We start from the raw sequence: 25,952 nt of genomic DNA, 5'->3' as shown, positions 1-25,952 counted from the left end.
AACCCTAGGTCATTTTCTTGCGTGCGGCGCTGCTTACGGCCCCTTGCGCGCCAAAACGGTTCACCGGATACAGCTGTTGGGTGTCCGCGAGCCAACTTGGTGCAGGGGCGGCGTTGCAAGGCTTGCGCGAGCCGACGGCCATTACCGGATCTGCCTACTCCATGGAAAACCTGCAAAGCGCTGTGGACACCCTGGTCCACGGTTCCAACACCCTGTTCATCCTGATCGGGGCGGTCATGGTCCTGGCCATGCACGCCGGTTTCGCCTTCCTCGAAGTGGGCACGGTCAGGCAGAAGAACCAAGTCAATGCCCTGTCGAAGATCCTCAGCGACTTTGCTGTCTCGACCCTGGCCTATTTCTTTATAGGCTACTGGATCTCCTACGGTGTGAGCTTCCTGCAACCGGCTGCGGTACTTAGCAGCGATCACGGCTACGGCCTGGTGAAGTTCTTTTTCCTGTTGACCTTCGCGGCAGCGATCCCGGCGATCATCTCTGGAGGCATCGCCGAGCGCGCGCGGTTTGTCCCGCAATTGTGCGCCACGGTGCTGATCGTCGCATTCGTCTATCCGTTTTTCGAGGGCCTGGTCTGGAACGGCAATTTCGGCGTGCAAGCCTGGTTGCAGGTGCACTTGGGTGCCGGTTTCCACGACTTCGCAGGTTCCGTGGTGGTGCATGCCATGGGCGGCTGGCTGGCACTGGCGGCGGTACTGTTGCTGGGGCCGCGCCATGGCCGTTATCGCGATGGCAAGCTGGTTGCGTTCGCGCCGTCGAGCATCCCTTTCCTCGCCCTGGGCTCGTGGATCCTGATCGTTGGCTGGTTCGGTTTCAACGTGATGAGTGCCCAGACCCTGCAAGGCCTGAGCGGTTTGGTGGCGGTCAACTCGTTGATGGCCATGGTCGGCGGTACGGTCGCAGCGTTGATCGTCGGGCGCAACGACCCCGGGTTCCTGCATAACGGTCCACTGGCGGGGTTGGTCGCGGTCTGCGCCGGCTCGGACCTGATGCATCCGGTGGGAGCCCTGGTCACTGGGGCGATTGCCGGGGCCCTGTTCGTCTGGTGTTTCATCGCAGCCCAGGGCAAATGGAAGATCGACGATGTGCTTGGGGTCTGGCCTCTGCATGGGTTGTGTGGGGTCTGGGGCGGTATCGCCTGCGGGATCTTCGGCCAGAGTGCGCTGGGCGGGTTGGGAGGTGTGAGCCTGGCCAGCCAGTTGCTGGGCACCGCGCTTGGGGTGTTGGTGGCGCTGCTGGGAGGCTTTGCCGTGTACGGCCTGGTCAAGGCCGTTTGCGGGCTGCGCTTGACCCAGGAGCAGGAGTACTACGGCGCCGACCTGTCGCTGCACAAGATCGGCGCGGTCAATCAGGAGTAGGGCTGCAGGGTCGCCCGCCGGCCTGGCTCGTTGCCGTCCAGGACGCGCCCGCTGCGCCCTTAACCGCCCAGCAAGCGTGCTTCGCATGCTTCGATGGCACTCTGTGGCCCGGACACCAGGATGCGATCGCCAGCCTGCAGCTGCAGGCCGGGAGACAGGGGCAGGTCATGGCCGTGACGCTGCACGGCGCGTATGTCCACCCCCAGTTGCTCCAGGGCCAGGGACTGCAGCGGCTGGCTGCAGGCGTGGGCATCGGCGTCCAGGTTGACGGCGTGCATCTGCACCGTGGGTGGCTCGCGGTTGTCTTGGGTGTCGCTCTGGCCGCCGTGGTAGAAGCCGTGGAGCAGGTGGTAGCGGCTGTGGCGCACTTCATCCACCGTGCGTTGTACGCGTTGCTCGGGCAGGCCGAGCATGATCAGGGCGTGGGAGGCGAGCATCAGGCTCGACTCCAGCAGCTCGGGAACCACGGCATTGGCTCCGGCGGCCTTGAGCTCGGCCAGTTGGCTGTCGTCCCGGGTGCGCACCAGGATCGGCACGGCGCTGTCCAGGCGCCGGGCGGCCTTGAGTACGGTCAGGGCGATGTCGCTCTTGTCCACCGCGATCACCAGCAGGCGCGCCCGTTCCAGGCCGACCGCCGCGAGCAGATCGCCACGCCGGCAATCGCCGTAGTGCACGCAGCTTTCCGCCGCCGAGGCTTCCTGGACCCGCACGGGATCGTCGTCCAGGGCGATGTAGCGCAATTGCTCGTGGCGCAGGAAGCGCCCGATGGACTGGCCGACCCGGCCATAACCACAGATCAGGACATGGCCCTGCAGCTGGGCATTCTGTGCGCTGATCTCTTCCAGCTGCGCGGCCTGGTTGGGCTTGCGATGCAAGCGCGCGGTGAGCAGCGGAGCGGCCCGCAATAGCAGCGGCGTCAGCAGCATCGAGCAGAAAGTGGCGGCCAGCAGCAGACTGCTGATTTCTGCCGGAATCATCTGGCCCAGTTGCATCTGGGCCATCAGGGCAAAGCAGAATTCACCGCCCTGGGCCAGGGCCAGGCCGCTGCGCCAGGCGGTTTCACCGTCGCTGCCGCGCAGTTTGAGCAGGGCGGCCACCACCGTACCCTTGATCAGCAGCAGGGCCAGGGTCAGGCCGATGATCAGCAGGCTGTGGTCGATGAACAGTTGCAGGTCGATGAGCATGCCGATGCTGACGAAGAACAGCCCCAGGAGGATGTCGCGAAAGGGCCGGATATCGGCCTCGATCTGATGCCGGTAGTGACTTTCTCCCAGTAGCATGCCGGCCAGGAAGGCTCCCAGGGCGGGCGACAGGCCCAACAGGTGGGTCAGCCAGGCGGTCAGCAGGACGATCACCAGGGCCAGCAGCACGAACAGCTCGGCGGAGTGGGAGGCGGCGACTTCATGAAATAGCCGTGGCAGTAGCCAGCGGCTGGCCAGCAGCAGGCCGACGAACAAGACGACCGTCTTGCCCAGGGTCGCCGGCAGGGCCCAGTACCAGGCCTGCTCGGCATTGCCGGCGAACACCGGAACCAGCGTCAGCAGCAGTACTGCGACCACATCCTGGAACAGCAACACGCCGATGGCATTCTGGCCATGGCTGCTGAAAATCTCGCCGAGGCTGGTCAGCTCCTTGCTGACGATGGCCGTGGAAGACAGCGCCAGCCCCGTACCGAGCATCAAGGCCGAGCTCAACGGCATGCCGAACAGTGCCAGGAGCGCGCCCAGGACCAGGCCGGTACAGGCCACTTGCAGGCTGCCGAGGCCGAACACCACGCGGCGCAGAGCGAGCATTTTCGACAGGGAGAACTCCAGGCCCAGGGAGAACAACAGGAACACCACGCCCAGTTCCGCCAGGTCCGGCAGGTCTTCGCTGTCGTTGACCCAATCCAGGGCCGTAGGGCCGACCATCAGCCCCACCGACAGGTAACCCAGTACCGGTGGCAGGCTCAGGCGCCGGAACAGCGCAATGACTACCAGTGAGGAGGCGAGAATGATCAACAGATTGGCAAACAACGGCGATCTCCGGACGAGGGGCGAGCAGGGCAAAGCCTAGAGGCAAAAAAGCCAGGAGGATCGCTCGAGCGACGCAGGGTCGCGCTGACACAAGTCATTCTTTATCGAGAATGTCTCATCTTCACGAGCCTTCGCTATGCTCAGACACTGTCGATGCACGCTGTGCACGCAACATGGGGCCACGCATGGCCGTGTCTTTGCCAAGGTCTGACGGGCCCTGCCAGTGAGGAGCCGGAGAGGTATATGGAGCGTCTGTATTCACTGCAAGGGTTGCGTGGTGCCGCGGTCCTGGGCGTGGTGCTGTTCCACATGATGTCGGTGGAGACCAAGTATTCCGGTGGCGATACCTTGCTGCCGGTCTTTCTGGATTTCTTCCAGCTCGGGGTCGACCTGTTCTTCGTCATCAGCGGGTTCGTGATGGTGATCGTCAGTCGCGGACGTTTCCAGAAAAGCGTCGAGACCCAGCGCTTCCTGTTCAACCGGCTATCGCGGATCTATCCCACCTACTGGTTGTATTTCTTCATCACCCTGGGGGTGTACCTGTGGCAGCCGGCGTTGGTGAACAGCTCCCACGGCGGTTCGAACCTGTGGATGTCCTTCCTGCTGTTGCCCAATGACCGGGTGCTGCTGGTGATGGTGGCCTGGTCGCTGTTGTTCGAGTTGTGGTTCTACCTGATGTTCACCCTGTTCCTATTCTTCAAGGAGCGGCTGCTGCCGTTGATCCTGTTGTCATGGGCGGCGGTACTGGTGCTCTTCAACCTGTTGCAGGACTGGCAGGATTACTCCCCGGCCTTGAAGATCATGCTGCATCCCTATGCATTGGAGTTCATCGTCGGCAGTGCCCTGGCCCTGTTCTTTTATGGCCCGCATAGCGCCAGGGTGCCTGCGGCGCTGGTCTGGGGAGCGCTGGCGGCGGCCTTGCTGGTGGGGTTCCCGTTGATCTACGCCAATCGGCTGTTCCTGACCGAGGGGCTGCCGAGAATGCTGGCAGTAGGACTGACCTTCGGCACCCTGGTGCTGTCCCTGGCGTTGCTGGAGCGGCGGCAACTGATCCGGATGCCGGGATTTTTGACCGCCACTGGCGACATGTCCTACACCATCTATTTGTCCCATCTGTTGGTACTGGGCGTGGTGGGTCGGGCCTGGCAGGTGGTGGGTGCGTGGCCGGCCAGCTATGTGGATAACCTGGTGTTCCTGGTGCTGATGATGGCGGCGGTGGTCTGTTATGGCTGGGTGGGCTACCAGTTCTATGAGAAGCCTATCCTTGATAGGGCTACGGCCTACTGCAAGCGTCGTTTCAGCTCAAGCACCAAGCGCAAACACTACGATCCGGTGTAGACCGGGATTCCTCCTGCCTGTTCGGGTAGCCATTTCATGTCGAAAGTCCTCAACGGAAATCTCGATGCCCTTAAGGTCTTGCTGGCCGTCATGGTCGTGCTGCTGCACTGCAAGCTGTTGGGGGGGAACTACACCTGGGCCGGCTATCTGCTGTGCAACGGCCTGTTCCGAGTGGCGGTGCCGACCTTCTTCATCATCAACGGCTACTACCTGTACCAGACCCTGGAGGGCGGGCATTCCTTCGGCCAGTGGTTCAAGCGGGGCTTGCTGATCTACCTGTTCTGGATGCTGGTCTACAGCCCGCAGTACGTCGATCCGGCGACCATCGCCAGTATCGGCGGGATATTGGGAGTGCTGAAGAAGCTGCTGATTGGTTATTTCCACCTGTGGTATCTGCTGGGCATGCTCGGTGGTGGCCTGATATTGCTGATGTTGCGCAAATGGCGTTCGGGGGCCTTGATCGGCCTGGCGCTGGTGGCGTTCCTGATTGGCCTGTGCCTGCAATACGCGCGGGTCTACTTCGAGTTGCCCAATGCTTTTGTCCAGCACTTCAACCAGAACGACTACACCGCGCGCAACTTCCTGTTCATGGGGTTTCCGTTCATGGCCATCGGTTTTCTGTCTGCCCGCCACCAGCTGGCGCAGCGTGTTGGCCGGCCAGTCCTGTGGGGCTGGCTGATCCTGGGACTGGTGTTGATCCTGGGCGAGGCGGCGCTGAATTTTGCACTTCGGGCCGATGTCGAGCAGAACTTCGATTTTCTCGTATCGCTGCTGGTGATCGCCCCGGCGCTGTTTTTGCTGCCCCAGGCCTACTTCAGGGCCAGCCACAGCAGTTACCCCGCGAAGTTGTCGTCGGCGGTGTATTACGTGCATCCCTGGTTCGTCTATGGCGCACTGTCGGCAGGGCTGGCCTACGGCAACCAGATGGCACTGCTGGTGCTGGTGTTGGCGTTCGCCGTGGCACCACTGCTGATCCTGGCTAGCCGTCGAGTGCGATTCATTCTTTGACCCTGGCGGGTCGACGGCTTTTTCCTTCAGGTTCTACAATGGGTGCCTGTTCCCCAATTCAACGGTTGTCCCGCGATGCCCCCTGAATGCCAATTGTTCGGCACCCTTGGATGCCACCTGTGCGAACTGGCCGAGGCCGAGCTGATGCCGCTGGTGGAGCACGGCCTGCTGGTCGAACTGGTGGACATCGCCGAGAGCCAGGAGCTGTTCGAAACCTATGGCTTGCGCATCCCGGTGTTGCGCCGGGTGGACAGCGGCGCCGAGCTGGGCTGGCCGTTCGACGCTGAACAAGTGGTGGCCTTCCTGCGCTGAGCCTGGCCTTGGCACCCGGATGCTTCCGTTGGTCGCCCCTGGTTGGAATTCATTGGCGAGATTCGATGATTCGTTTACTGTATGCCCATACAGTTATCGAGGAGCCTCGTCATGTCTCTCACTTTCCTGACCGCTATCGAACGCTCGCAACCCTTGCCAGCCCCCATCCTGGAGCTGGGCGCCAATGATCATGCCCCGATTGCCCATGAGCCCACGGGCAGCGGATTTTCCCTGGACCGGACCCTGGGGCTCGGAGCCCCGCAAATTCATGGCTTGCTGGTGGACGATGACAACCTGCTCGGGTTCGGGATCTATCCCGGGGACCAGCTGATCGTCGATCGTTCGGCCGTACCGGTGGTGGATCAGTACCTGGTGGTGCGGCCCGAAGGTGATGTCGAGTATTCATTGCGCCTATTGGCTCCCGACCCTCGCGGTGGCCTGTTGCTCAAGGCGGCGCGGCCTTCAATCCCTTCCATTGTCCTGGACGATCTGGACTCCATAGAGATCTGGGGCGTTGTGCTGTGGGTGGTCAGTTATGTCGGGCACAAGCAGCCCTGAAGGATGGGGCGCAGTCCCGGAATCGTTAAAGGAATAAATGATGGTCAATGTCGAACAACTTAAAAATAGCGTGAACAGCATGTCCACCGATGTGGTCCGTGAGGCGGTGCTTGAGTTACGCCTGGATGGGCTGGTGACTGAAGGCAAGACACCCTTCAACAAGCTGCATTTCAATACCTGCTTCGCCGAGATCGAAGCCCTGTTCCAGCGCGCTGGCTATCATCGGCAACTGGATGTAGTCGGGTATCAGGGACTGCTGTATGCCCTTTACGATCCGGGGCGGTGGGAGGCGGTAGATGTACTGCGCTGGCTCAAGGAGTTTACTGAGGCGGCTGCACAGGCCAGGCAGTCTTGTGCCTGAACGGGACAAACTGTTCCTAGGCTGTGGGGGATCGCTGTTGGATAATGCCGTTTTGGATCGATCCCTCGAGTTTTTGTATGTCTTGCGCGAGTTTTTCTGCGGCACAGCATCAGGCCAGCACCTTGTACCTACCCCCAGGTTCTTGGGCGACGGTGCTGGACTGCCTGTGCGATCACTTCAAGGCCATCAGCCGTGAACAATGGCTGGACCGTATCGCTCGTGGCCGGGTACTGGATAGCCAGGGCCAGCCCATCGCCCTGGAGTTGGGTTATCGCGAAGGCCTGCGTATCCACTATTTCCGGGAAGTTCCGGACGAGAAGGTGATCCCGGTCCAGGAGACGATCCTGCATGTCGACGAACACCTGGTGGTAGCGGATAAACCGCATTTCTTGCCGGTGACCCCGGCGGGGGAATATGTCGAGCAGACCTTGCTCCGGCGTCTGATCCGGCGCCTGGACAATCCTCATTTGGTGCCTTTGCATCGCATCGACCGGCACACGGCGGGGTTAGTGCTGTTCTCTGCCAACCCCGATAGCCGTTCGGCCTATCAGGCGCTGTTTCCGACCCGGCAAATAGAGAAACGTTACGAAGCCATTGCCCGGGCCTTGCCGGAGCTGGCTTTTCCGCTGCTGCATAAAAGCCGGTTGGTGGATGGGGAACCGTTCTTTCGCATGCAGGAGGTTGAAGGTGTAAGTAACACCGAGACGCTTATCGATGTCCGGGAAAAGCATGGCGACTTGTGGCGCTATGCCCTGTACCCGGTAACGGGCAAGAAGCACCAGTTGCGGGTGCATATGAGCGCCCTTGGCGCAGCGATCGCCAATGATCCGTTCTACCCCGAGGTGCTCAAGGACGTCGAGGATGACCTGGGCCAGCCGTTGAAACTCCTGGCCCAGGGCCTGCGCTTCACTGATCCGCTGACTGGGCAGGCGCGTGAGTTCGAGAGTCGCATCAGCCTCGACTGGTGAGCTTGCCCCGGGCCCAGAAACGACAAAACCCGCTATAGGCGGGTTTTGTCGCTTTCAGATCGACAGTCGTCAGTCTTACAGTTCTTTGACGGTACGGACCTGATCCTTGTTGATACGAGTCCGCTTGCCATCCAGTTGTTCGAACTCGTAGAAGCCGGAATCACTGTCGAACTTAGGGGTATCCACGGCCTGGATTTCGCGACCGTCATTCAGGGTGAGCACTGTCGGCGAGGCGCAGCCGGCGAGAGTGGCCAGGCCCAGTGCGAGCATGAGAGTGGCGAGGGTCCGTTGAGTCATTGTGTGTCTCCGAAATAAGTACTTTGAGTGCTGGTCTTCAGACGTATACAACGCCTGCAAGTTCCTTGGCCAGGGACATTCTGCCACGTTGCCGGGCAGATCGCAGGCGTTCGCTGATTGCAAGCGGCGCATTGTGCCTGATTGGCGGTGGCTGGGAATCATCGGCCGATTACCGGAGAGGCGCCGACGCTCCAAAGTGCTGTGATATAACACCGGCCTGTTTCCCCCATCACTGGACCGAGCCTATGAAAGCCAAGGCTGATGTACCTTTTGCTCCGCTGAACATTGCGGTATTGACCGTCAGCGATACCCGAACCCTGGAGACCGACACCTCCGGACAACTGTTCGTCGATCGCCTGAGTGCCGCAGGCCATCGCCTGGCGGAACGGGTCCTGCTCAAGGACGACCTGTACAAGATCCGCGCCCAGGTCGCTACCTGGATCGCCGATGACCTGGTACAGGTGGTACTGATCACCGGTGGCACCGGCTTCACCGGTCGTGACAGTACCCCAGAGGCCGTTACTTGCCTGTTGGATAAGCAGGTCGATGGTTTTGGCGAGCTGTTCCGCCAGATTTCCGTAGCAGATATCGGCACCTCCACCGTGCAGTCGCGGGCCTTGGCCGGTTTGGCCAATGGAACCCTGGTGTGTTGCTTGCCAGGCTCCACGAATGCAGTGCGTACCGGTTGGGACGGCATTCTGGCCGAACAACTGGATTCACGGCATCGACCCTGCAACTTCGTACCTCACCTGAAGCAGGCGGCCCCCTGTGAATCCCGTGGGTAAGCCAGGCAAGCTCGGTGCGTTGATGCCCGTGGAGGAGGCACTCGAGCGTCTGCTGGCAATGGCCGAGGCCTCGGCGATCACCGAGCGTGAGCGCCTGCCTTTGGCGGCCACCCATGGGCGGGTACTGGCCGAGCCGCTGGTTTCCAGCCTGGACCTGCCACCCTGGCCTAACAGTGCCATGGATGGTTATGCGCTGCGTCTTGAAGACTGGAAGGGGCTTCCCCTGCCGGTCAGCCAGCGGATTTTCGCCGGGCAGGCGCCAGAGCCACTGCAGCCTGGAACCTGCGCGCGGATCTTTACCGGTGCTCCGGTACCGGCCGGCGCGGATTGCGTCGAGATGCAGGAAAATGCCCAGGTCCAGGATGACCAGCGCGTGCTGTTCACCGAGCCTCTGAAGCGCGGGCAAAATATCCGTCCCCAAGGCCAGGAAACCACGGTGGGGGAGGAGGTCCTCGCTGCCGGTACCCGCCTGGGGCCGATCGAGCAGGGCCTGGCGGCATCCCTGGGATGTGCCGAGTTGGAAGTGGTTCGACGGGTTCGTGTGGCGGTGTTGTCCACCGGCGATGAACTGGTGGAACCGGGCCAGTCCCTAGGCCCGGGACAGATCTACAACAGCAATCGGGTACTGCTATGCAGTTGGTTGCAGCGCCTGGGGTGTGAAGTGCTGGATGGCGGAATCCTGCCCGACGATCTGGAAGCGACCCGCCAGCGCCTGGCGGATCTCAAGGACGTTGACCTGATCCTTTCTACCGGTGGCGTATCGGTGGGCGAGGCGGACTTTCTTGGCTTGGCCCTGCGCGAGGCCGGTGAATTGGCGCTGTGGAAGCTGGCGATCAAGCCAGGTAAACCGCTGACTTTCGGGCATTTTCGTGGAGTGCCGGTGATCGGCCTGCCTGGCAATCCTGCATCGACCCTGGTGACTTTTGCCTTGCTCGCGCGGCCTTACCTGCTTCGGCGCCAAGGTGTACAGCAGGTCCAGCCCCTTCGTTTCGAGGTCGCAGCCGGATTCGCCTGGCCCCAGCCGGGTAATCGTCGCGAATATCTACGAGGGCGCATGGAACAAGGGCGGGCGATCATCTATCGCAACCAGAGTTCGGGTGTCTTGCGCAGTGCAGCATGGGCGGAAGGCCTGGTGGAGGTGCTCGAAGGCCGGACCCTGGTCGAAGGTGATCAGGTCAGTTTCATTCCCTTGAGCGAGTTGCTGGACTGAAGCCTGGAGCAATGGGCCCGCTCGAAGCGAGCCCATTGCAGCCAGCTCAACGTAACAGTAGCAAGAGCAGCAGGCCGAAACGGCTATGAAACCCCCAGGTCACCAGGCCGGCCACTAGCGACGCGGCCAGGGCCAGCCAGGCCATGCGCTTGAGTGTCGATTGCAGCCTGGAATGTGGGGGATGCGATTCGTAGCGTTCCTTGGCTGGGCTGCCTGTGAGCCAGGCGTTGCCTTTAATGGGGTTGAGTGGTGTGTGCGATCCTGGATAAAGCCCCTTGTCGTTCATGACGTTGTACTTCCCTGTTGGAGGCGTCAGCGCCTGCCGGTCACAGTCACTGATCGGCACCAGCGGATCAATCAGGGCATTTCGCTTTTTTGAGTCAGAAAAGTTACGGCAGCGTCCTGGCCTGCGCAGAAGCATAGGGCCCGTTCCAATAGCCCTTGTACATTCCCAGTCTTTTCTTCAGGCCTAGGGGGAGATAGCGTTCCTGCTGGCTGAGTTTATAGGCGAACAATTTCAAGGCATTGCGTAGCAGCGACCCTGGCCATTGCAGCAATCGATCGCCGCCAAGGAACTCAAGCTCGGATCTGACATAACGCAAGCCTTCGCCGCCGGCGCCGCCGAAGGCCTGGCGGATCCATGGCTCGCGGGCGTGGAAGACGCCGATGTCGAAGTAGCGACGGAACTCTTCCTTGAGGCTGTAGTTGTGTGAATGGCGGCAGCAGGCATGGCCTTCATAGGCCACCTTCCAACCCGCCAGGAGCATCTTGGCGCCTACGTACATGTCCTCGGAAAGAATCACATGGTTGGGAAAACCGCCCACCTGCATCAGTGCCTCGCGACGATAGGCCGAGAACGAGTTGGACATGAAGGCGGTCTTGATACCCAGCGTCGGTACATCGGCCAGGCTCTTTACCTGGGAGGTCGGCGGGTAGTTGAACAATCGCGCATGGGTGGCCAGGGGGCTGGCATCCAGATGCGGCAACTGGCGCCCGCATACCGCACCGACTTGCGGGTCGGCGAAGGGCGCGACGATGTTGGCGATGCCCTCGGCATCGGCCAGATACGCATCCTGGGTCATGAAGACATAGACGTCGTAGTCGGCATTGCGCTCCACCATCAATTGCCGGGTGCCGCCGTGATTGAAATCGCGACTGTCGATGCGCAGTACGTTGGCACAACGGGACACGGCCAGTTCGTAGGTACCATCGCTGGAGCTGGAATCCACGATCAGGGTGTCGAAGACGGCACTCTGGATGGCCAGGGAATCCAGGAGCCGGGACAAGTCCCGGCAACCGTTGTAGGTGGGGATCACACAGGCCACGCGCAGTGTGGACATGATCGTTGCCTCCGGTTCAGGTCGGGTTCTGGCGCCAGGGGCGCAACCAGGCGGCCAGGCCCAGCAATAGCAACAGGCCGCAGGCGCTGCTCAAGCCCAATTGCCAGGCGATCGAGGTCAATGGATGCAGGAGCAGCGCTGCCAGCAACATGCCGCACAGGCCAATCAGCCAATGGCTGCGCCACGGCAGCAGGCCCAGCAGTTGCTGGCGCCGCATCAGCAACAAGCCGGTGAGCAGCACGCCACAGATGGCCGCCAGGGCGATGCCGATCAAGCCCAGGAAATACGGTAGTGCGGCCAGCAGCAGGGCGTTGAGCAGGCTGCCGGCCAGCTCGCAGTTGAGGGGCATGCGGGTATCTCCCGCCGCATAGGCATAGCGTGCCAGCAGCGCATTCCAGGCGCCGAACATCAAGGGCACCGAGAACCACGCCAGTAGATGCGGCAGGGGGCTGTCGGCGGCCTGGGATGGCAGCAACAGGTGCACCAGCGATGCGGCCGCACCGATCAAGCCCACCACTGCTGGAATGGTCAGCAAGGTGGCGCTGCTCAGGCCTTTGCGCAACAGATCCAGGCGCTGCTCCCCGGAACTGCCGCTCATGAGGCCCAGCAGTACCTGGTTGAGGCTCATCAGGGCGATCAGAGGCAGGTTGATCAGCTTGCGTGCAAGGTTGATCCAGGTGACAGCCCCTTCACCCAGCAGCGAGGCCGCCATGCGTTCCAGCAAGGCCAGGCCCTGGCTGGCGAGGTTGCTGCTCAGCAACGGACCTATGCGTTGCAGGAGCTCGCGACCGGCCCCTGGCGCCCCCTGAATACGCCAGGGACGCCAACCATCGCGCAGCACGGAGGGCAGCAGCACGCTGGGCATCAGCAGGCTGCCCAGCACACAGGCGGCCGCCAGCCCGCTGGGGCTGGCGGCATGCTGCATGCTGGCCAGGTAGAGCACGGGTGGCAGGTTGAACAGCAACGAGCCCAGCCCTGCCAGGACAAAGCGCGAGCGCGCCTGCAACGGGACGCAGAACAGGCTGTGCAGGATGAACCCCGGGGCGCACCAGGCCAGCCAGTGCAGGCCACCGCTGGCCAGGGCATAACCGTCGCTGCCAAGGCCCGGGCCGATCAGGCGTACCCAAAGGGGGGCGCCAAGGCTGAGCAGGCCAGCCAGCAGCAGGCCGCAGAGCAGCAGGCGCGGTGCCAGGGCGCTGAGCCAGGCCTGTTGTTCCAAGGGCGAGCGCTGTTGATACAGCGGCAAGGCGGCAGCGCTGAGCAGGCCGGCAGCCAGGGCCATGCGCAGGGCCTCGGGCAGGAACATCGCCACCAGGAAGCCGTCGCTCTGGCCACCGGCGCCCCAAGCGGCCACCAACAGCCATTCCCGGGCAAATCCCGCGGCAAGTCCGGTCAGGGTGGCCAGGGTCAGCCACAAGGTTGCGCCGAACATGGAAAGCGTTTCAGTGGAACAAAGTGAACAGGCCTTTGCCGCCCACTTTGTAGTTGAGGTCGCGGCAACGTTCGCCCTTGATCGCGGCATCCGGGCCGCTGACGATGGCATAGGGCGGGATTGGCTTGGACACCACCGACTGGCCACCGACCACTGCCCCCTCGCCGATCTCGGCGCCGTAGGACAGCAGGGCGCGACTGGCGATCCAGGCGTAGTCATGGATATAGATCGGCCCGCCCACCGCCCAGAACTCCGGCTCCTTGAGGTCATGGCCACCGGCGATGATCAGCACGTGGGACGCAATGGTCACGTGATTGCCGATGATCAACCCGCCGCGGGCATCCAACTGGCAATGCCAGGCCACGGTACTGTCCTGGCCGATGCGCAGGCTGTCGATACCCAGCACTTCGGTGTTGCGCCATACCGTGGAGCCCTTGCCGATCTTCGCCCCGCCCATGCGCAGCCAGAGCAGGCGCAGGGTGTGGCTGGGGATCTTGCAGATGAGGATGTTGTACATCTGCTCCCAGGTGCGCAGCATGCGGTCGCGCAGGGTCGGCCAATTGATCCCGTACATGGGAATCAGCGCCCCTTTGACTTCGCGGCCCAGCAGGGCATAGAAGCGCCGGGGCAGGGGTGGTTCGATCTTCGACTCGATGTTCAGGTAGCTGACATACGTGAGGATGTTGCCCTTGAGGGGTTGCTCGAAGATCACGTCGTTTTCCAGCATCCACTGATAGGCCGCTTCCAGGTCCTCGAGGCTTACGCCCATTTTCTGCGCATATTCGGGCAGCGCCTGTTTCAGGTTCTGCGAGTGAAAGAGGCGATGTTTCATGAATGGATTCCTGAGCTGGGGGATTCTGGAGTGGTGCCGGCTGCCGCGGCATTGGCCTTGAGTCGCAAGCGCCTGGCCTCATGCAGGTTGAGGCCCAGCAACAACCAGAACAGGGCCACCAGTACCTGGGTGAAGCTGAAATAGTGGTCGAACAGGCCGCTGATCAAGGCGGCACTCAGGCCTGCGCCACTGCCGAGCCAGAGGGCGTTGTCGCGGGTCAGGCGTACCTGCCGCCCGGGGGCGCGGGTTTCCCGCCACCAGCTCCAGATCACCGCGACGAACAGCAGCATGCCGGGCACGCCGATCTTGTAGATGTAGTTCAACCACAGGTTGGAAATCCCCCACAGGCCGGTACCGGGAACGGGTGGGTCGACCTTGAAACCGATACCGAAGGGGAACATCGCCATGGCTGCCGGGAAGTGCGAGTACTCGTCGACCCGGACGCTGGTACTGGCGTCGTTGGAGGTGAACAGGGTCAGCAGCCGATCCTGCAGCGGCGGATAGGACATCAACAGCAAGGCGCCCAGCACGAAGCCGCCCATGAGCATGCGCCCGGTATAGGGCACTCGCTGGCGAGCCATCCAGATCAGGACCACCAGCAAGCTCAGCAGGGCCCCGCGTGAACCCGACAGCAGCAGCCCGGCGGCCCCCAGCAGCGCTACCCCCAGGCCCAGCCGACGCTCCCAGCCGGTACGGGTCAGGCCGAAGCAGAAGGCCAGGGGCAGGGTCAGCGCCATGGCGCCGCCAGTCACGTTGGGGTGCATCCACGGCGATCCCATGCGATTGGACAGGGCGCTGAGGCTGTCGCCAAGCACGGCGATACCCCCGTAGCCGAGTTTTTCCAGGATCGGCGTCATGGCGGTCGCGGTGCCGTTTTTCAGGAATACCGGAATCGACAGCAACAGGAGCAGCAAGGTGCCCAGCAACAGCCCGCAGACCAATTGCTCCCGGGCCTTGTTGTCCTGCAACAGCCGCGGCACCAGGAACAGCGCCGACAGGTTGAGCAGCCAGCGCACCCAGTTCACCGGCCCGTTGCCTTCGGCGTTCACCGTCAATTGGCCAATGATGAAGGGCAGGGCACTGAAGGCCATCAGCGCCAGCAACAGCTTCTCGGTGCGCAACAGCCGCGGCGGACGCGGCAGGTTGGAAAACAGGTTCTGGGTCAGGACGCTGGCCCAGACCAACAACAGCAGGGCTTCGGAAATCGTGGTGCGCAGGCCGATCTGCACCGTGGAGTAGGGCAGGAAGGTCGCCAGTACCGCGAACAACAGCAGGCCGCGCAAGGGGTTGCGGATCACGGTCACCACGGCAGCGATGCCGACCATCAGTACCAGCACCTTGAGGGCAGGCAGCAGCCAGGCCAGCACGCCGAATACCAGGCTGAAGACCAGCGCCAGCGGCAAGGCAATGGGCATTACTTGAGCTCCTCGAGCAGTTCGTCCAGGCGCTGGCGATAAGCGCCTTGGGCATAGCCTGCGGCCCAGGACTCCAGCGCCAGGGGATCGCCCTTGGCGCTGTTGGCCAACTGCACCATCAGTTGGCTCAGGGCATCACTGTCGGTTGGCGAGAAGCGCGGGCTGTCCGCCGGGGTGATCTCATCCAGTGCCGAGCCTGTGGCCACTGCCACCGGGGTACCGACACTCAGGGCCTCGATCACCGGCAGGCCGAAGCCCTCGGCATAGGAGGGTTGCCATAGGCGTTGGGCCTGGCGGTAGACGGCATGCAACTGGTCGTCGCTGATGTCACTGAGAAAATGCAGGCCGGGCACGCTCTGCAGTTCGCTGGGCAAATGCTGCGCCGCACCGATCAGCACCAGCTCAGGAACGTCGGCCGATTGCTGGCGTGCGGCCTGCCAGGCGGCGACGAACCAGGGCATGTTCTTGCGTGGCTCCCGGGTACCCACGGCCAGCCAGTAGCGTTCGGGCAGTTGCAGGTCCTTGATGTCGACCGGCTCACCGGTGAAGCCGGGTACCAGGTTCGGTAGCACCCGCACCTTGTCCCGGGCGCTGGGGAACAGTTTCACCAGCTCGTCGGCGGTGTATTGCGAAGGTGTCCAGACACGGTCCGCCTGTTTCACCGAGTAGCCGATGGAAAGCTGGTCGCTCAGGCGATAGAGGCGCTCCTTGAGCTTGGAGCCATGGCTGTTGCTCAGGGTCAGTTGGAACAGGTCATGCAGTTGCAACACATAACGCAGGCCCTGGGGTTTCTTGCCCAATGGCAGGCCCATGTTGAAATTGCAGATATAGACCTCGACACCCGCTTCGCGCAGGGCGCCGGGCAGGAATCCACCCTCGAAGCGCAAGCGCCCGGGCAGGCGGTGGACTCCTTGCAGTGGCGCCCCCCAGCGCGGGCAATGCACCCGGCGGCGCAGGGGATGGTCTTCCGGGGCCAGGCCGAACAGTTGCAGGCTGACCTGCGGGTTGGCTCGCAAGGCGTCTTCCAGCGCCAGGTTCTGCCGGCCGATACCGGTGTTGCTGTAGCCCGCGGCGGGGCGGTAATCCAGACCTATGCGCATACGGACACTTCTTCTTTTTTGACAGAGGGGAGTTGGTCATAGACCGCTTCGAGCTGGGCAGCGGCGGCGCTCCAGTCATGCTTGGCCACCACATAGTCGCGCCCGGCGGCGCCAATGCGTTGCAGGCGCTGTGGTTCGGCCAGGGCCTGGACCAGGAGCTGGGACAGGGCGCCGGGGTCCTCGCCGCCCAGGTAGTGCTGGCCATTCTCGACTTGCAGCCCCGAGACACCCTGGGCGGTGGTCACCACTGGCAGGCCGGCAGCCATGGCCTCCAGGACCTTGAGCTTGGACCCGCCACCCTGGCGCAGTGGCGCGAAGAACAGCGTTGAACGCCGTTGCAGCTCCCGCAGGTCGGGGACGAAGCCCTGCCACTCGATACGGGCGTCGCTCCAGCGTTGGCGGAAACTGTCCGGCAGGGCATAGCCGCAGATGGCAAAGCGCACTTGCGGATTGATCGCCCACAGGCGCGGCATGATCTCGTCCAGGGCCCACTCCACCGCGTCCAGGTTGGGGCTGTATTCATAGTTGCCGATAAACAACAGGCGCTGGCTGGCCAGGTCCGGCTGGACCGAGGCGTAGTGCCCGCAATCCACGCCATTGACCACTACCGCAGACGGCTTGCCACTCAAGTGGGTCAGGGTTACGGCATCCTGCTCGGTCACGGCGACGACCCTGGCCACTTGCTGGAACACGCGTTTTTCCCAGCGCCGATAGCGCCACTGATCATAGAGGGTGAAGGGCTTGGACCACGCGGGAAGGCGGTCGTAGCTGGCGGCGCCCAGGGCCGACTCGACATTGTGCTCGGTGAGAATGAAGTCTTGCCCATGCTGGCGCAGCGGTTGTTCAAAAGGTTGGAAGCTGTAGCTGTGTTCGATCTGGATCACATCCCAGTGCTCGCGCAGCAGTTCATCAAAGCGCTGTTGCAGCGGCTCGGCCAGGCCATTGATCGTGGCGAGCATCGGATAAGGAGCGAACAGCACCGCCAGCAGGGTCTTGAGGCTGCGCAGGGGGCGACGCGGCAGCACGATCAAGCGTTCCAGCCAGGGTTCCAGGGCGGCGCGCGAGGCTTCGTCCAAAGGCGTCTTGGATTGCACCAGCAAGGTGATGCGATGCCCGCGGGCAGCCAGGGCCCGCAGCAGGTGATATTGCCGGGTCTTGCCACCGCTGGTGGCTGGCCAGGGCAAGTAGGGTAGGGTCCAGAGGATTTTCATGCTCACCACACCAGAAGTTGCAGGCTGGTTTTCAGCGGTACGTTGAGGCCCTGTTGCCCTCTCAGGTCGGTCCGGGTACCGGCCAGTGGATCGTGCAGCGTGGCGGCATTGAGGCCGGGCACTTGCAGGCTGCTGCCACTGGCGCTCCAGAACATCCAGACGTGGGAGCCATCGGGGCGGGTCCAGGCCATGCTGTACAGGTCGTCGGGGGCGTTGCTCAGGGTCGGTGGGTCGTCCGGGGCCAGGCTCGGCCCGGTGGTATCGAGGAAATACTTGAGGGCGTTGTACACAGGCTTGGGCTCGCCACCCAGGTCCACCAGGCCGTAGGACTGGTCACGATTGGTGGCCCTGGCATCGAGATCGCTCAGGTTGAACAGGAAGATGCGCTGATAGTCCATGGTCGCCATCAGCGCCAGCCGGCGCAGGGTGTAGTCGGCCTGGCCGCTGGTCCCGATCATCGCCTGCATCTCGGGGACGCCGGTGGTATAGCTCGACCAACCCCATTCGGTGGCCCAGACCTGCTTCACGCCCTTGCCGTGCAGGGCACTGTTGAGGAAGTTGCCCCGGCTCAGGAAGTCCTTGGCGGCGGGATCGTCCCCTTCGGGGTACTCGGAATAAGGGTGATAGGCCGCGATCAGGTTGTCGCCGGCCAGGCCCTGTTGTAGCAGGTCCTCAAGCATCAGCCCCGGGGTACTGCGCATCTGGCTGTAGTAGGCCATGCCGGCGGTGGCCACGGGCTTGTCGGGGACTGCGGCGCGGATCGCGGTGCTGGTGGTACTGAGCAACTGGTCGTAGGCGCTGGGATCTTCCTTGGGCAGCCAGACGATGTTCGGCTCGTTCCAGACCTGCCAGGTGTTCACCTGGGGATAACGCTGGGCGAGCATCTGCATGCGCTGGGCGAAGACGTTGAAGTCCTTGGGCGGATATTGGTCGGACGGTGCCGCTCCGGCCGGTACGTTGGCAGCGAAGGGCGCCGAGCCGACCATGTAGGCCAGGATGTTGTAGTGGCGGCTCTGCATGGCGCTCATCACGGCATCCAGGCTATCGAGCTGCAGGCTGTTTTCCACCGGCTCGATCATTGCCCAGTGAATGGACAGGCGGACCCAGTTCAGGCCCAGGGCATCGAGCCGGTCCATCTGTTCCTGATAGACGCTTGGGGCGAAGTACTGGAACTGCGCATTGACCCCGAGGAAGTCCTTCCACACCACCGTGCGTGGGCCACGCAAGGTGTTGTCCGCAAGAGCCGGCCAGGCGAGGACGGCCAGGGTGGCCAGCAGCACCGGTAGGCCCGATCTACGTGACATAGGCATGGGTATTGCCTCCACAGGCGTCGGCGAACACGCGGGCAAAGCGCTCGGCGGTGTGGCTCCAGATCCGCCGCTGGCCGATGATCGTGGCGTGCTCGGCCCAGCGTTCCACCAGCTCCGGGCTGGCGCACAGGTGGCTGAGCTCGGCGGCCAGGGCCGCGACGTTGCCCTGGGGAAAGATCACTCCGTTGTTCTGGGCCACTTCCTCGGCGAATGAACGCGCATCGGAAGTGATGGCTCCGCGTCCACAAGCGACCGCCCAGGACAAGGCCCCGCTGGTACCGCGCAACGTACCCAGCAACTTGAGTTTGCTCGACTCGCGGTACGGCAAGACCATGACGTGATGGGCCTGGATGACCTTGGGGATGTCGGTGGCCGGCAGGTCGAGCTGCCAGTCGATACTGTCCTGCAGGTTCAGGCGGCGGATATGTTCGCGCAACTGCTCCAGGTAGCTGCCGGCGTTGCCGAAGGCCATTTCCGGCTCGCTGCCGCCGGCCAGGGTCAGGCGCATGCGCTGGCGTATGTCGGGTTGCTGGGCGAAGGCCATGGCCAGGGCATCCAGCAAGTCCTCGATGCCCTTGCCACGGTAGATGAAGCCGAAATACAGGAGTTTCAGCGGGGATGCCGGCGGTAGGGGCTGGGGGGCGATCGCCAGGTTGCCGTGGGGGATCACCGCCATCTGCTCGGCACGCAGGCCCATGCGTTGGCGCAGGCATTCACCACCGGCGTGGGTCAGGGTGATCAGCCGGTTCAGGCTGCGGGCCAGCTTTCTTTCCTCGTACAGGCAGATCGGATCGGCCAGCACCGTGGCAATCTGGGGCAATGGCGAAGGCAGGTTGCTCGCCAGCGACAACGGCCAGGGCAGCTTGGCCCGACGCCAGACCAGGCGCTCGGGATCGTGCACCGTGGCGCTCAGGGGCAGGCTGGGAAAACGCTGGCGCAAAGCCTGGAGGGCATGAAATTCCGCCAGCCGGCCTCCGCCGAGTTCGGCATGGACCAGGTCGATGCCTTGCCAGTCGACCTGGTCCACGCGCTCGATGGCGCGTTGTGGATCGTTGCCTACTCCCTGCAGTGGCGTGCTGACCTGCAACCCCTGGTCCTGCAACGCCGCGCGCAGGTGTGCGGCATAGTCGGCAATACCGTTCTGCTCGGGGGGCATGGGGGCCAGCACGGCGATATGCATCAGTGGGGGCTCCTGATTCGCGCCATGAAGTTGAGCACGTTTTCCGGGATACCGAAGCGGCGACGGTTGAGAATGATGCCGTCGACCCGCTTGAATGCAGTGTTGAGGATCGACAAGGCGTTTTGCAGTATCGGCACCGTGGTGGTTTCGGCTTCGATGATCAGGGCGATGAGGTCGGCCTCGCGCAAGCTGACGAAGGCTTCCTGGTTGGAGAAGAAGCCGGAGGCCTCCAGCAGTACGATTTCACCCGGGGCTGCGTTTGGCGAACCATCGACCCGTACGGTGTGGCCGCGCTCTTGCAGCAGGTCGCGCAGGTGCCCGGTGACAAAGCTCACGCCTTCGCCATGGCGTGCCGAGGTCAGGCCGATCACCAGGCCGCGCTCGGCCACCTGTTTCAACGGCAGTACGCCATACAGCCGGTAGAGGCTGGCGGTGAAGGCACTGTTGCGCTGTGGCAAGTGGCTGTGCAGGTCTTGCAGGCTGCTCCAGACCTTGACGCCGAAACGCTCCTCCAACTGGTCGCCATCGTGGATGCGCTGGTCCAGCAGATAGAAGAAATACAGGGCCAGAAGGCCTACCGCCAGGCTCAGGGGAATGGCCACCAGCAACATGGTCAGGCTCTTGGGGAAGATCCGGCTGGGCTGGAAGGTAGCTTCTTCGATCACGGCGATGTTGCTGATCTGGCTCTGGTCCAGTTCGCGGTCGATCCGTGCCTTCTCGGTGCTGTCGCTATAGAGCGCGAAGCTCTTCTCGGCGGCACTGAGTTCGCGTTGCAGGCGTGCCAGCTCAGGTTCCAGGGCGAGCGCCTGGCGCCGGTCCTGTTCCAGCTTGAGCAGCTGGCTTTCCTGTTGGGCGGCTTGGGTCTGCAGGCGGCTGAGGCTGGCCTGTTGGTCGGCGAAGCTGTTCTGCAGGCGGGTGTAGACCGGGTTCGGTGCCAGGTTCTCGCTGCGTTGAACGGTTGCGTTCTCGGCTCGCAACAGGGACTGCAGGTTGGCGATCGCAGCATCCATGGCACGCACCGGCGGCGCCCCTTCCTTGAAGGTGCGAAGCATTTCCTGGCGCTCGATCTGCTTGGCGTTGATCCGTTGCTGCAGGTCCTGGCGATCAGGGTTGAGGCTCATCTGGCGGCCAATGCTGATCTCTTTCTTCATGCTGTTGAGCTGGTTCTGGATGGTGTCCAGGCCACTCTTGGTGGACGCCACCGCCCGGGTGGTATTGAGGTGCTCACCCTTGAGGTTATTGAGGTTGCGCGAGATATCGTTCAGGCGCTCCTCGATGCTGACGGCGCCCAACTGGTTCAGGTAGTCGGTGATTTGTTTCTTGTAGCCGAGGATGCGTTGGTTGGTGCTGGTGCTTTCACCTTCATAGAACGCGTAGAGGCTCTTGCGCCCCAGGGTTTGCGCGCGTTCTTGCTGGTACTGCTCGATCCAGCTCTTGACCACGGTCTGGGCCACTTGCGGGTCGTTCCAGGTGAAGCTCACCTCCATCACTGAAGAGCCGGCGACATGGGTCACGCTGAAGTTCTTGAGCATGCGTTCGGTCAGGCGTTCGACCGGGGTTTGCTTCTCCACCAGGCCCACCAGTTGTAGCAACCCGCGAAACAGATCGGCGATGCCTTCCACGGCACTCTTGAGCGCGTTCTTGATGGTACCCAGCACGCCACCGGGCTGGGGTTGGCGGGACAGGTCGTCGAGATACTGCTGCGCGACCTTGCGGGCAATGGGGGCACCGGTGAGGATGCGCTCCTCGTCGAGGATCGGGTCACGCTGGGCACTGGGGATCACCACCGCCTGGCGATCGGAGATCTCGATCGGCAGGGTGCTGGTATCGCGCCCTGGCTTGACCAGCAGCAACGCGGTGGATTCGAAGCGGTTGGGCAGCAGGAAAGCACCCAGCACGATAATGATGAAGGTCACCAGCACGGTGATCTTCACCTCGCGCTTGAAGATGAAGAACAGCCGCAGCAAATCGCGAAAGGAACGGATATTGATCATATGGGCAGTCCTTGGCGATCAATTGCTGGATTGACGGTTGATTTCGTAGCTGGCTGAGACACCGATCGACTTGGTGAACGGAATCAGCTGGTTGAGGTACACATCCACCCATTCAATGCCGTTGCCGACGCTGGACTTGGGCACGAACACCACGTCCCCACGTTGCAGCAGCACCGGTGGCGTCCCGGCGTTGCCGGCGATCATGAACTTGCGATAGTCGAAGAAGTAGGTCTTGTAGCGACCGTCCTCGCCTTCGCGCAGCAGGGCGATATTGCGGCTGTCGCCTACCGATAGCAGGCCCCCGGCACCGACGATGGCCTGCTCCAGGGTGGTGGTCACCGTGACCGGCAGGGATACCGGGTTGCGTACCGAGCCACCGACGAACACGGTGTTGCCCGGCGCCTGGTTGATGTTCACCGTCAGCGCCGAGTCCTGGTAGACGTTCTTCAGCTTGTTTTCCAGGACCTGGGTCAACTGCTGCGGGGTCAGCCCCGCGGCCTTGATCTGGCCGGCGTAGGGGTAGGAGAAGGTGCCGTCGTTAAGCACGGTGAACAGCGTCAGCTCGTAGATCGAGTTGGCGGTGAAGGCCGAGATCGACGGAGCCTCACCGGTGTTGCGGACGATGCGCAGGGTATCGCCCGGGCGAATCCGCTGCGGTGGCAGCGGCTTGCCGGCCAGGGCTTCACCGGCTCGGTGGCCCGCCTGCAGGTCCTGGCTGGGAGGTAACTCCACTTTCGCCGGTATGGAACAGGCGCACAGTATGAGGACACTGGAAATCAGCAGCAGTCTTTTCATCGAGCGGTCTTCCTGGCGTGCATAGTTACAGCTCCCTGTCGGGCCAGATTCAAGCGCAAGTGCGCCTTCAGGTCTTTGCGGTTTCGGCGGGTGCCCGCCCATAGATGTCGTTGAAACGCACGATGTCGTCCTCTCCGAGATACTCCCCGCTCTGTACTTCGATCATCACCAGGTCGATCACCCCGGGATTGACCAGCCGGTGGGTGCGCCCCGGCTTGATGAAGGTCGATTCGTTGGTATTGAGCAGGAATTCGTCCTCGCCATTGGTCACCCGGGCCATGCCGCTGACGACGATCCAGTGCTCGCTGCGGTGATGGTGCATTTGCAGCGACAGCGAGGCATCGGGCTTGACCATGATGCGCTTGATCTTGAAGCGCGGTCCTTCCTCCAGCACGGTGTAGGTGCCCCAGGGCCGGGTCACGGTGCGGTGCAGCTTGTAGGCGTCGTGGCCCAGGCGCTTGAGCTCCTGGGCGATCAGCTTGACGTCCTGGCTACGCTTGCCGTCGGCCACCAGCAGGGCGTCGGGGGTGTCGATGATGATCAGGTTATCCAGGCCAACCCCGCCCACCAGGCGCTTGCGTGAATCGATGTAGCAGTTGCGGACATCATGCAGCACGGTCTCGCCGTTGCACTGGTTGCCGTGCTCGTCCGCCGGGGTCAGTTCCCGCACGGCCTGCCACGAGCCGATATCGCTCCAGCCCAGTTGGCAGGGCACCACGGCGACCTTCTTCGAGCGCTCCATCACCGCGTAGTCGATGGAAATGTCCGGGGCCAGGGCGAAACTCTCGCCGTCCAGCTCCACTTGCAACTCATGCTTGCCCTCCTTGCGATGGCTCAGCTCCAGGCAACGCTCCACGGCGCTGACCACTTCGGGCACGAATTCCCGAAGCTCCTGGAGAATCGCGTCGGCGCGCATGCAGAACATGCCACCGTTCCACAGGTGCAGGCCGCCGTCGACATAGCGCTGGGCCGTGGCGGCATCGGGTTTTTCGACGAAGCGGCTGACCTGGAAGCCGGCGTCGTTCAGGCCCTGGCCTTTCTCGATGTAGCCAAAACCGGTTTCGGCGTGGGTCGGCACAAGGCCGAAAGTCACCAGCCAGCCTTGTTCGGCCAGTTGCCGGGCATGCTCCACCGCTGTCGAGAAGGCTGCCAGGTCCTTGATCAGGTGGTCGGCCGGTAGCACCAGCATTTGTGCGTCCTCGCCATACAGGCGGCTGACATGCAGGGCCGCTGCAGCGATGGCCGGTGCGGTATTGCGTCCGAAGGGTTCGAGGATGAAGTCCAGGTCGACCCGCTTCTTGTTCAGCAGGCGATAGTCATCGAGGGTACGGAAGAACACTTCGCGGTTGGTCACCGTCAACAGCCGACCGACATCGTTCAGGTTCGCGGCGCGCACGAAGGTCTTCTGTAGCAGGCTTTCGCCGTCGGGCAGGCGCATGAAGGGTTTTGGCATTGCCTCGCGGGACACCGGCCACAGACGGGTGCCGGCGCCGCCAGCGATGATGCAGGGAATGAGTGTGCTCATTCAAAAGGCCTCGCGGGTCATGATCACGGAGGGAACGGTGCGGAACAGGATGTACAGATCGAACCAGACCGACCAGTTTTCGATGTATTCCAAGTCGAATTCGACACGTTTCTCGATTTTTTCCAGGGTGTCGGTTTCACCCCGGTAACCGTTGATCTGTGCCAGGCCGGTGATGCCCGGCTTGACCCGGTGCCGTGAGGTGTACTCCTTGACCGCCTCTTCGAACAGGATGCCCGCGGCCTTGGTTGCCGTGGCATGGGGGCGCGGGCCGACCATCGACATGCTGCCGCCGAACACGTTGAACAGCTGTGGCAACTCATCGAGGCTGGTCTTGCGGATGAAACGCCCGACCCGGGTGATGCGTGGATCGCCGCGGGTAGTCTGCTTCTCGGCGTTGGCATCACTCATGTGCTGGTGCATGGAACGGAACTTGTAGACCTGGATCAGCCGGTTGTTGTAGCCATAGCGCTTTTGCTTGAACAGCACAGGGCCCCTGGAATCCAGCTTGATCGCCAGGGCCACCAGCAGCATCACCGGGGACAGCAGGACCAGGGCAATAGTGGACAGGATCATGTCCTCCAGGCGCTTGAAGAACGGCGACCAGCCTCGCAGGGGGACCTCGGAGGCGTTGAACATCGGCAGGTTGGCGACTTCGGTGATGCGGTTGTGGGCATGCCGGAAGGCCACCATGTCGGGAACCAGCAACACGTTCACCGGGAGCCGGCGCAGTTCACGAATGACGTAGGCCATGCGGCTTTCCGCCGACCAGGGCAGGGCGACCAGGACTTGGGTGACCTTCTCCTCGCGGATCAGGCGTTCCAGGTCGCTGGAGTTGCCCAGCAGCGGCAGGTTGCACAGCACCTTGGGCAGGCGACCGATTCGGTCGTCGATGAAACCGATGACGCCGGAACGGATGTCCTGGTGCTGGGCCAGGTATTCGGCCAGGCGCTGGCCATTTTCCGTGGCACCGAGAATGACCGCGTTCTGCAGGAACACGCCCCGCTGCATCAGTTGCTGGAACAGGGTCAGTAGGATCAGGCGCTCGATTCCGAACAGCACGAAACTGCCAAAGAACCAGGCCAGCAGCCCGCGATTGTCGATGGCGTTGAACATCAGCATCGAGTGGTGCATGAACAACAGCACGCAAAAGGAGGCCGACCAGGCGAACAGGGTCAGTTGGAAGCGCAGCAAGTTGCTAAAGATGGATTCGGCGTAGACCCCCAGGGCCTGGAAGATCAGCACGCTGATGACGCCGAAGAACGCGAGGATGGTCAGGTCGCTCTTCAGGGTATTGGGCAGGTCGTTCGCCAGCAGCAGTAGCAGGAGCCCTGGAAGGATCGCGGTCATGCCGTGGGCTACGCGGATACCGAACAGGAAGTACTCGACCATGCTGGGGCGAGTCAGTAACAGGCTGTCTACAGGTTGCAACCGCATAAGATCAATTCCCTCGACCCAAGGCACACCGGTTGACTGGAAGAACCGGCCACAACTTCGAGCATTCACTCCGCACCCGGAAGCCCTGCTCTAGGCGCGCCACGCCATTGCCGACCTGGTCGCTTTTCACCGGGGTGCAGGCGCTGTCCATGGCGGGGTGGG

24 protein-coding genes are annotated in these 25,952 nt (G+C 62.7%); 9 read left to right on the top strand and 15 right to left on the bottom strand.

Annotated features, from left to right (window positions below):
• Window positions 1-161: 161 nt before the first annotated feature.
• Window positions 162-1,370 carry an ammonium transporter gene (locus tag I9018_RS22190; protein ID WP_068581600.1) on the top strand — a complete coding sequence of 403 codons (1,209 nt, stop codon included), beginning with the start codon at window positions 162-164 and terminating at the stop codon, window positions 1,368-1,370.
• A gap of 59 nt (window positions 1,371-1,429) precedes the next feature.
• On the opposite strand, the gene I9018_RS22185 is transcribed toward I9018_RS22190, so the two are convergent.
• A complete protein-coding gene (locus I9018_RS22185) occupies window positions 1,430-3,385 on the bottom strand; it encodes a monovalent cation:proton antiporter family protein (protein ID WP_241107525.1) in 1,956 nt (651 codons plus the stop codon).
• 243 nt (window positions 3,386-3,628) lie between these two features.
• Between I9018_RS22185 and I9018_RS22180 the strand changes: the two genes are divergently transcribed.
• The 6 genes from I9018_RS22180 to I9018_RS22155 all read left to right on the top strand — a co-directional run bounded on the left by I9018_RS22180 (window position 3,629) and on the right by I9018_RS22155 (window position 7,930).
• Window positions 3,629-4,723 carry an acyltransferase gene (locus tag I9018_RS22180; protein ID WP_068581595.1) on the top strand — a complete coding sequence of 365 codons (1,095 nt, stop codon included), beginning with the start codon at window positions 3,629-3,631 and terminating at the stop codon, window positions 4,721-4,723.
• Between the two features lie 36 nt (window positions 4,724-4,759).
• Window positions 4,760-5,731 carry an acyltransferase family protein gene (locus tag I9018_RS22175; protein WP_124348213.1) on the top strand — a complete coding sequence of 324 codons (972 nt, stop codon included), beginning with the start codon at window positions 4,760-4,762 and terminating at the stop codon, window positions 5,729-5,731.
• Window positions 5,732-5,806: 75 nt separating this feature from the next.
• On the top strand, window positions 5,807-6,043 hold the full coding sequence (locus tag I9018_RS22170) for a glutaredoxin family protein (RefSeq protein WP_124348212.1): 237 nt from the start codon (window positions 5,807-5,809) through the stop codon (window positions 6,041-6,043).
• Between the two features lie 111 nt (window positions 6,044-6,154).
• Window positions 6,155-6,601, top strand: a complete 447-nt coding sequence (locus I9018_RS22165; RefSeq protein ID WP_241107524.1) for a S24 family peptidase — start codon at window positions 6,155-6,157, stop codon at window positions 6,599-6,601.
• Between the two features lie 40 nt (window positions 6,602-6,641).
• Window positions 6,642-6,962, top strand: coding sequence for a transcriptional regulator (locus I9018_RS22160; RefSeq protein WP_068581585.1), 321 nt, complete (start codon window positions 6,642-6,644; stop codon window positions 6,960-6,962).
• Window positions 6,963-7,039: 77 nt separating this feature from the next.
• The gene (locus I9018_RS22155) at window positions 7,040-7,930 is read left to right on the top strand and encodes a pseudouridine synthase (RefSeq protein WP_068581580.1); all 891 of its coding nucleotides are present in this window, start codon (window positions 7,040-7,042) and stop codon (window positions 7,928-7,930) included.
• 75 nt (window positions 7,931-8,005) lie between these two features.
• Here I9018_RS22155 and I9018_RS22150 read toward each other — a convergent pair whose 3' ends face one another.
• Window positions 8,006-8,227: a YgdI/YgdR family lipoprotein gene (locus I9018_RS22150; RefSeq protein WP_241107523.1), complete on the bottom strand. Its 222-nt coding sequence runs from the start codon at window positions 8,225-8,227 to the stop codon at window positions 8,006-8,008.
• 245 nt (window positions 8,228-8,472) lie between these two features.
• Here I9018_RS22150 and moaB point away from each other — a divergent pair, with 245 nt between their 5' ends.
• Together moaB and glp are read left to right on the top strand one after the other, a co-directional pair.
• Complete coding sequence (gene moaB / locus I9018_RS22145) at window positions 8,473-9,012, top strand: molybdenum cofactor biosynthesis protein B (RefSeq protein WP_068581573.1); 540 nt, start codon at window positions 8,473-8,475, stop codon at window positions 9,010-9,012.
• A 22-nt stretch (window positions 9,013-9,034) separates the two neighbouring features.
• Entirely contained in the window at window positions 9,035-10,222 is a 1,188-nt protein-coding gene (gene glp, locus I9018_RS22140; protein ID WP_164487375.1) for a gephyrin-like molybdotransferase Glp, read from the top strand.
• 46 nt (window positions 10,223-10,268) lie between these two features.
• On the opposite strand, the gene I9018_RS22135 is transcribed toward glp, so the two are convergent.
• The 13 genes from I9018_RS22135 to I9018_RS22075 all read right to left on the bottom strand — a co-directional run bounded on the left by I9018_RS22135 (window position 10,269) and on the right by I9018_RS22075 (window position 25,790).
• Window positions 10,269-10,643: a hypothetical protein gene (locus tag I9018_RS22135; protein ID WP_241107522.1), complete on the bottom strand. Its 375-nt coding sequence runs from the start codon at window positions 10,641-10,643 to the stop codon at window positions 10,269-10,271.
• A complete protein-coding gene (locus tag I9018_RS22130) occupies window positions 10,612-11,562 on the bottom strand; it encodes a glycosyltransferase family 2 protein (RefSeq protein ID WP_241107521.1) in 951 nt (316 codons plus the stop codon). The genes I9018_RS22135 and I9018_RS22130 overlap by 32 nt, the downstream gene beginning before the upstream one ends.
• A gap of 16 nt (window positions 11,563-11,578) precedes the next feature.
• Entirely contained in the window at window positions 11,579-12,994 is a 1,416-nt protein-coding gene (locus I9018_RS22125; protein WP_241107520.1) for a lipid II flippase MurJ, read from the bottom strand.
• A 10-nt stretch (window positions 12,995-13,004) separates the two neighbouring features.
• Entirely contained in the window at window positions 13,005-13,826 is an 822-nt protein-coding gene (locus tag I9018_RS22120; protein ID WP_068581560.1) for an acyltransferase, read from the bottom strand.
• Window positions 13,823-15,241 carry an O-antigen ligase family protein gene (locus I9018_RS22115; protein ID WP_241107519.1) on the bottom strand — a complete coding sequence of 473 codons (1,419 nt, stop codon included), beginning with the start codon at window positions 15,239-15,241 and terminating at the stop codon, window positions 13,823-13,825. The genes I9018_RS22120 and I9018_RS22115 overlap by 4 nt, the downstream gene beginning before the upstream one ends.
• On the bottom strand, window positions 15,241-16,341 hold the full coding sequence (locus I9018_RS22110) for a glycosyltransferase family 1 protein (RefSeq protein ID WP_241107518.1): 1,101 nt from the start codon (window positions 16,339-16,341) through the stop codon (window positions 15,241-15,243). Before I9018_RS22110 ends, I9018_RS22115 begins: the two co-directional genes overlap by 1 nt.
• Window positions 16,332-17,552: a glycosyltransferase family 4 protein gene (locus tag I9018_RS22105; protein WP_241107517.1), complete on the bottom strand. Its 1,221-nt coding sequence runs from the start codon at window positions 17,550-17,552 to the stop codon at window positions 16,332-16,334. The genes I9018_RS22110 and I9018_RS22105 overlap by 10 nt, the downstream gene beginning before the upstream one ends.
• A 2-nt stretch (window positions 17,553-17,554) precedes the next feature.
• Entirely contained in the window at window positions 17,555-18,856 is a 1,302-nt protein-coding gene (locus I9018_RS22100; protein WP_241110188.1) for a cellulase family glycosylhydrolase, read from the bottom strand.
• Window positions 18,846-20,042, bottom strand: a complete 1,197-nt coding sequence (locus I9018_RS22095; RefSeq protein WP_241107516.1) for a glycosyltransferase — start codon at window positions 20,040-20,042, stop codon at window positions 18,846-18,848. The genes I9018_RS22100 and I9018_RS22095 overlap by 11 nt, the downstream gene beginning before the upstream one ends.
• Entirely contained in the window at window positions 20,042-22,036 is a 1,995-nt protein-coding gene (locus tag I9018_RS22090; protein ID WP_124348207.1) for a GumC family protein, read from the bottom strand. The genes I9018_RS22095 and I9018_RS22090 overlap by 1 nt, the downstream gene beginning before the upstream one ends.
• Window positions 22,037-22,054: 18 nt before the next feature.
• Entirely contained in the window at window positions 22,055-22,831 is a 777-nt protein-coding gene (locus tag I9018_RS22085; protein WP_241107515.1) for a polysaccharide biosynthesis/export family protein, read from the bottom strand.
• A 67-nt stretch (window positions 22,832-22,898) separates the two neighbouring features.
• A complete protein-coding gene (locus I9018_RS22080; RefSeq protein WP_241107514.1) occupies window positions 22,899-24,356 on the bottom strand; it encodes a mannose-1-phosphate guanylyltransferase/mannose-6-phosphate isomerase in 1,458 nt (485 codons plus the stop codon).
• A complete protein-coding gene (locus I9018_RS22075) occupies window positions 24,357-25,790 on the bottom strand; it encodes an undecaprenyl-phosphate glucose phosphotransferase (RefSeq protein WP_068581536.1) in 1,434 nt (477 codons plus the stop codon).
• Between the last annotated feature and the right edge of the window lie 162 nt (window positions 25,791-25,952).

Origin of the sequence: Pseudomonas sp. MPFS, assembly GCF_022537035.1 — a bacterium.
Classification (GTDB): domain Bacteria; phylum Pseudomonadota; class Gammaproteobacteria; order Pseudomonadales; family Pseudomonadaceae; genus Aquipseudomonas; species Aquipseudomonas sessilinigenes.
This window is presented reverse-complemented; position numbering and strand designations above follow the sequence as displayed.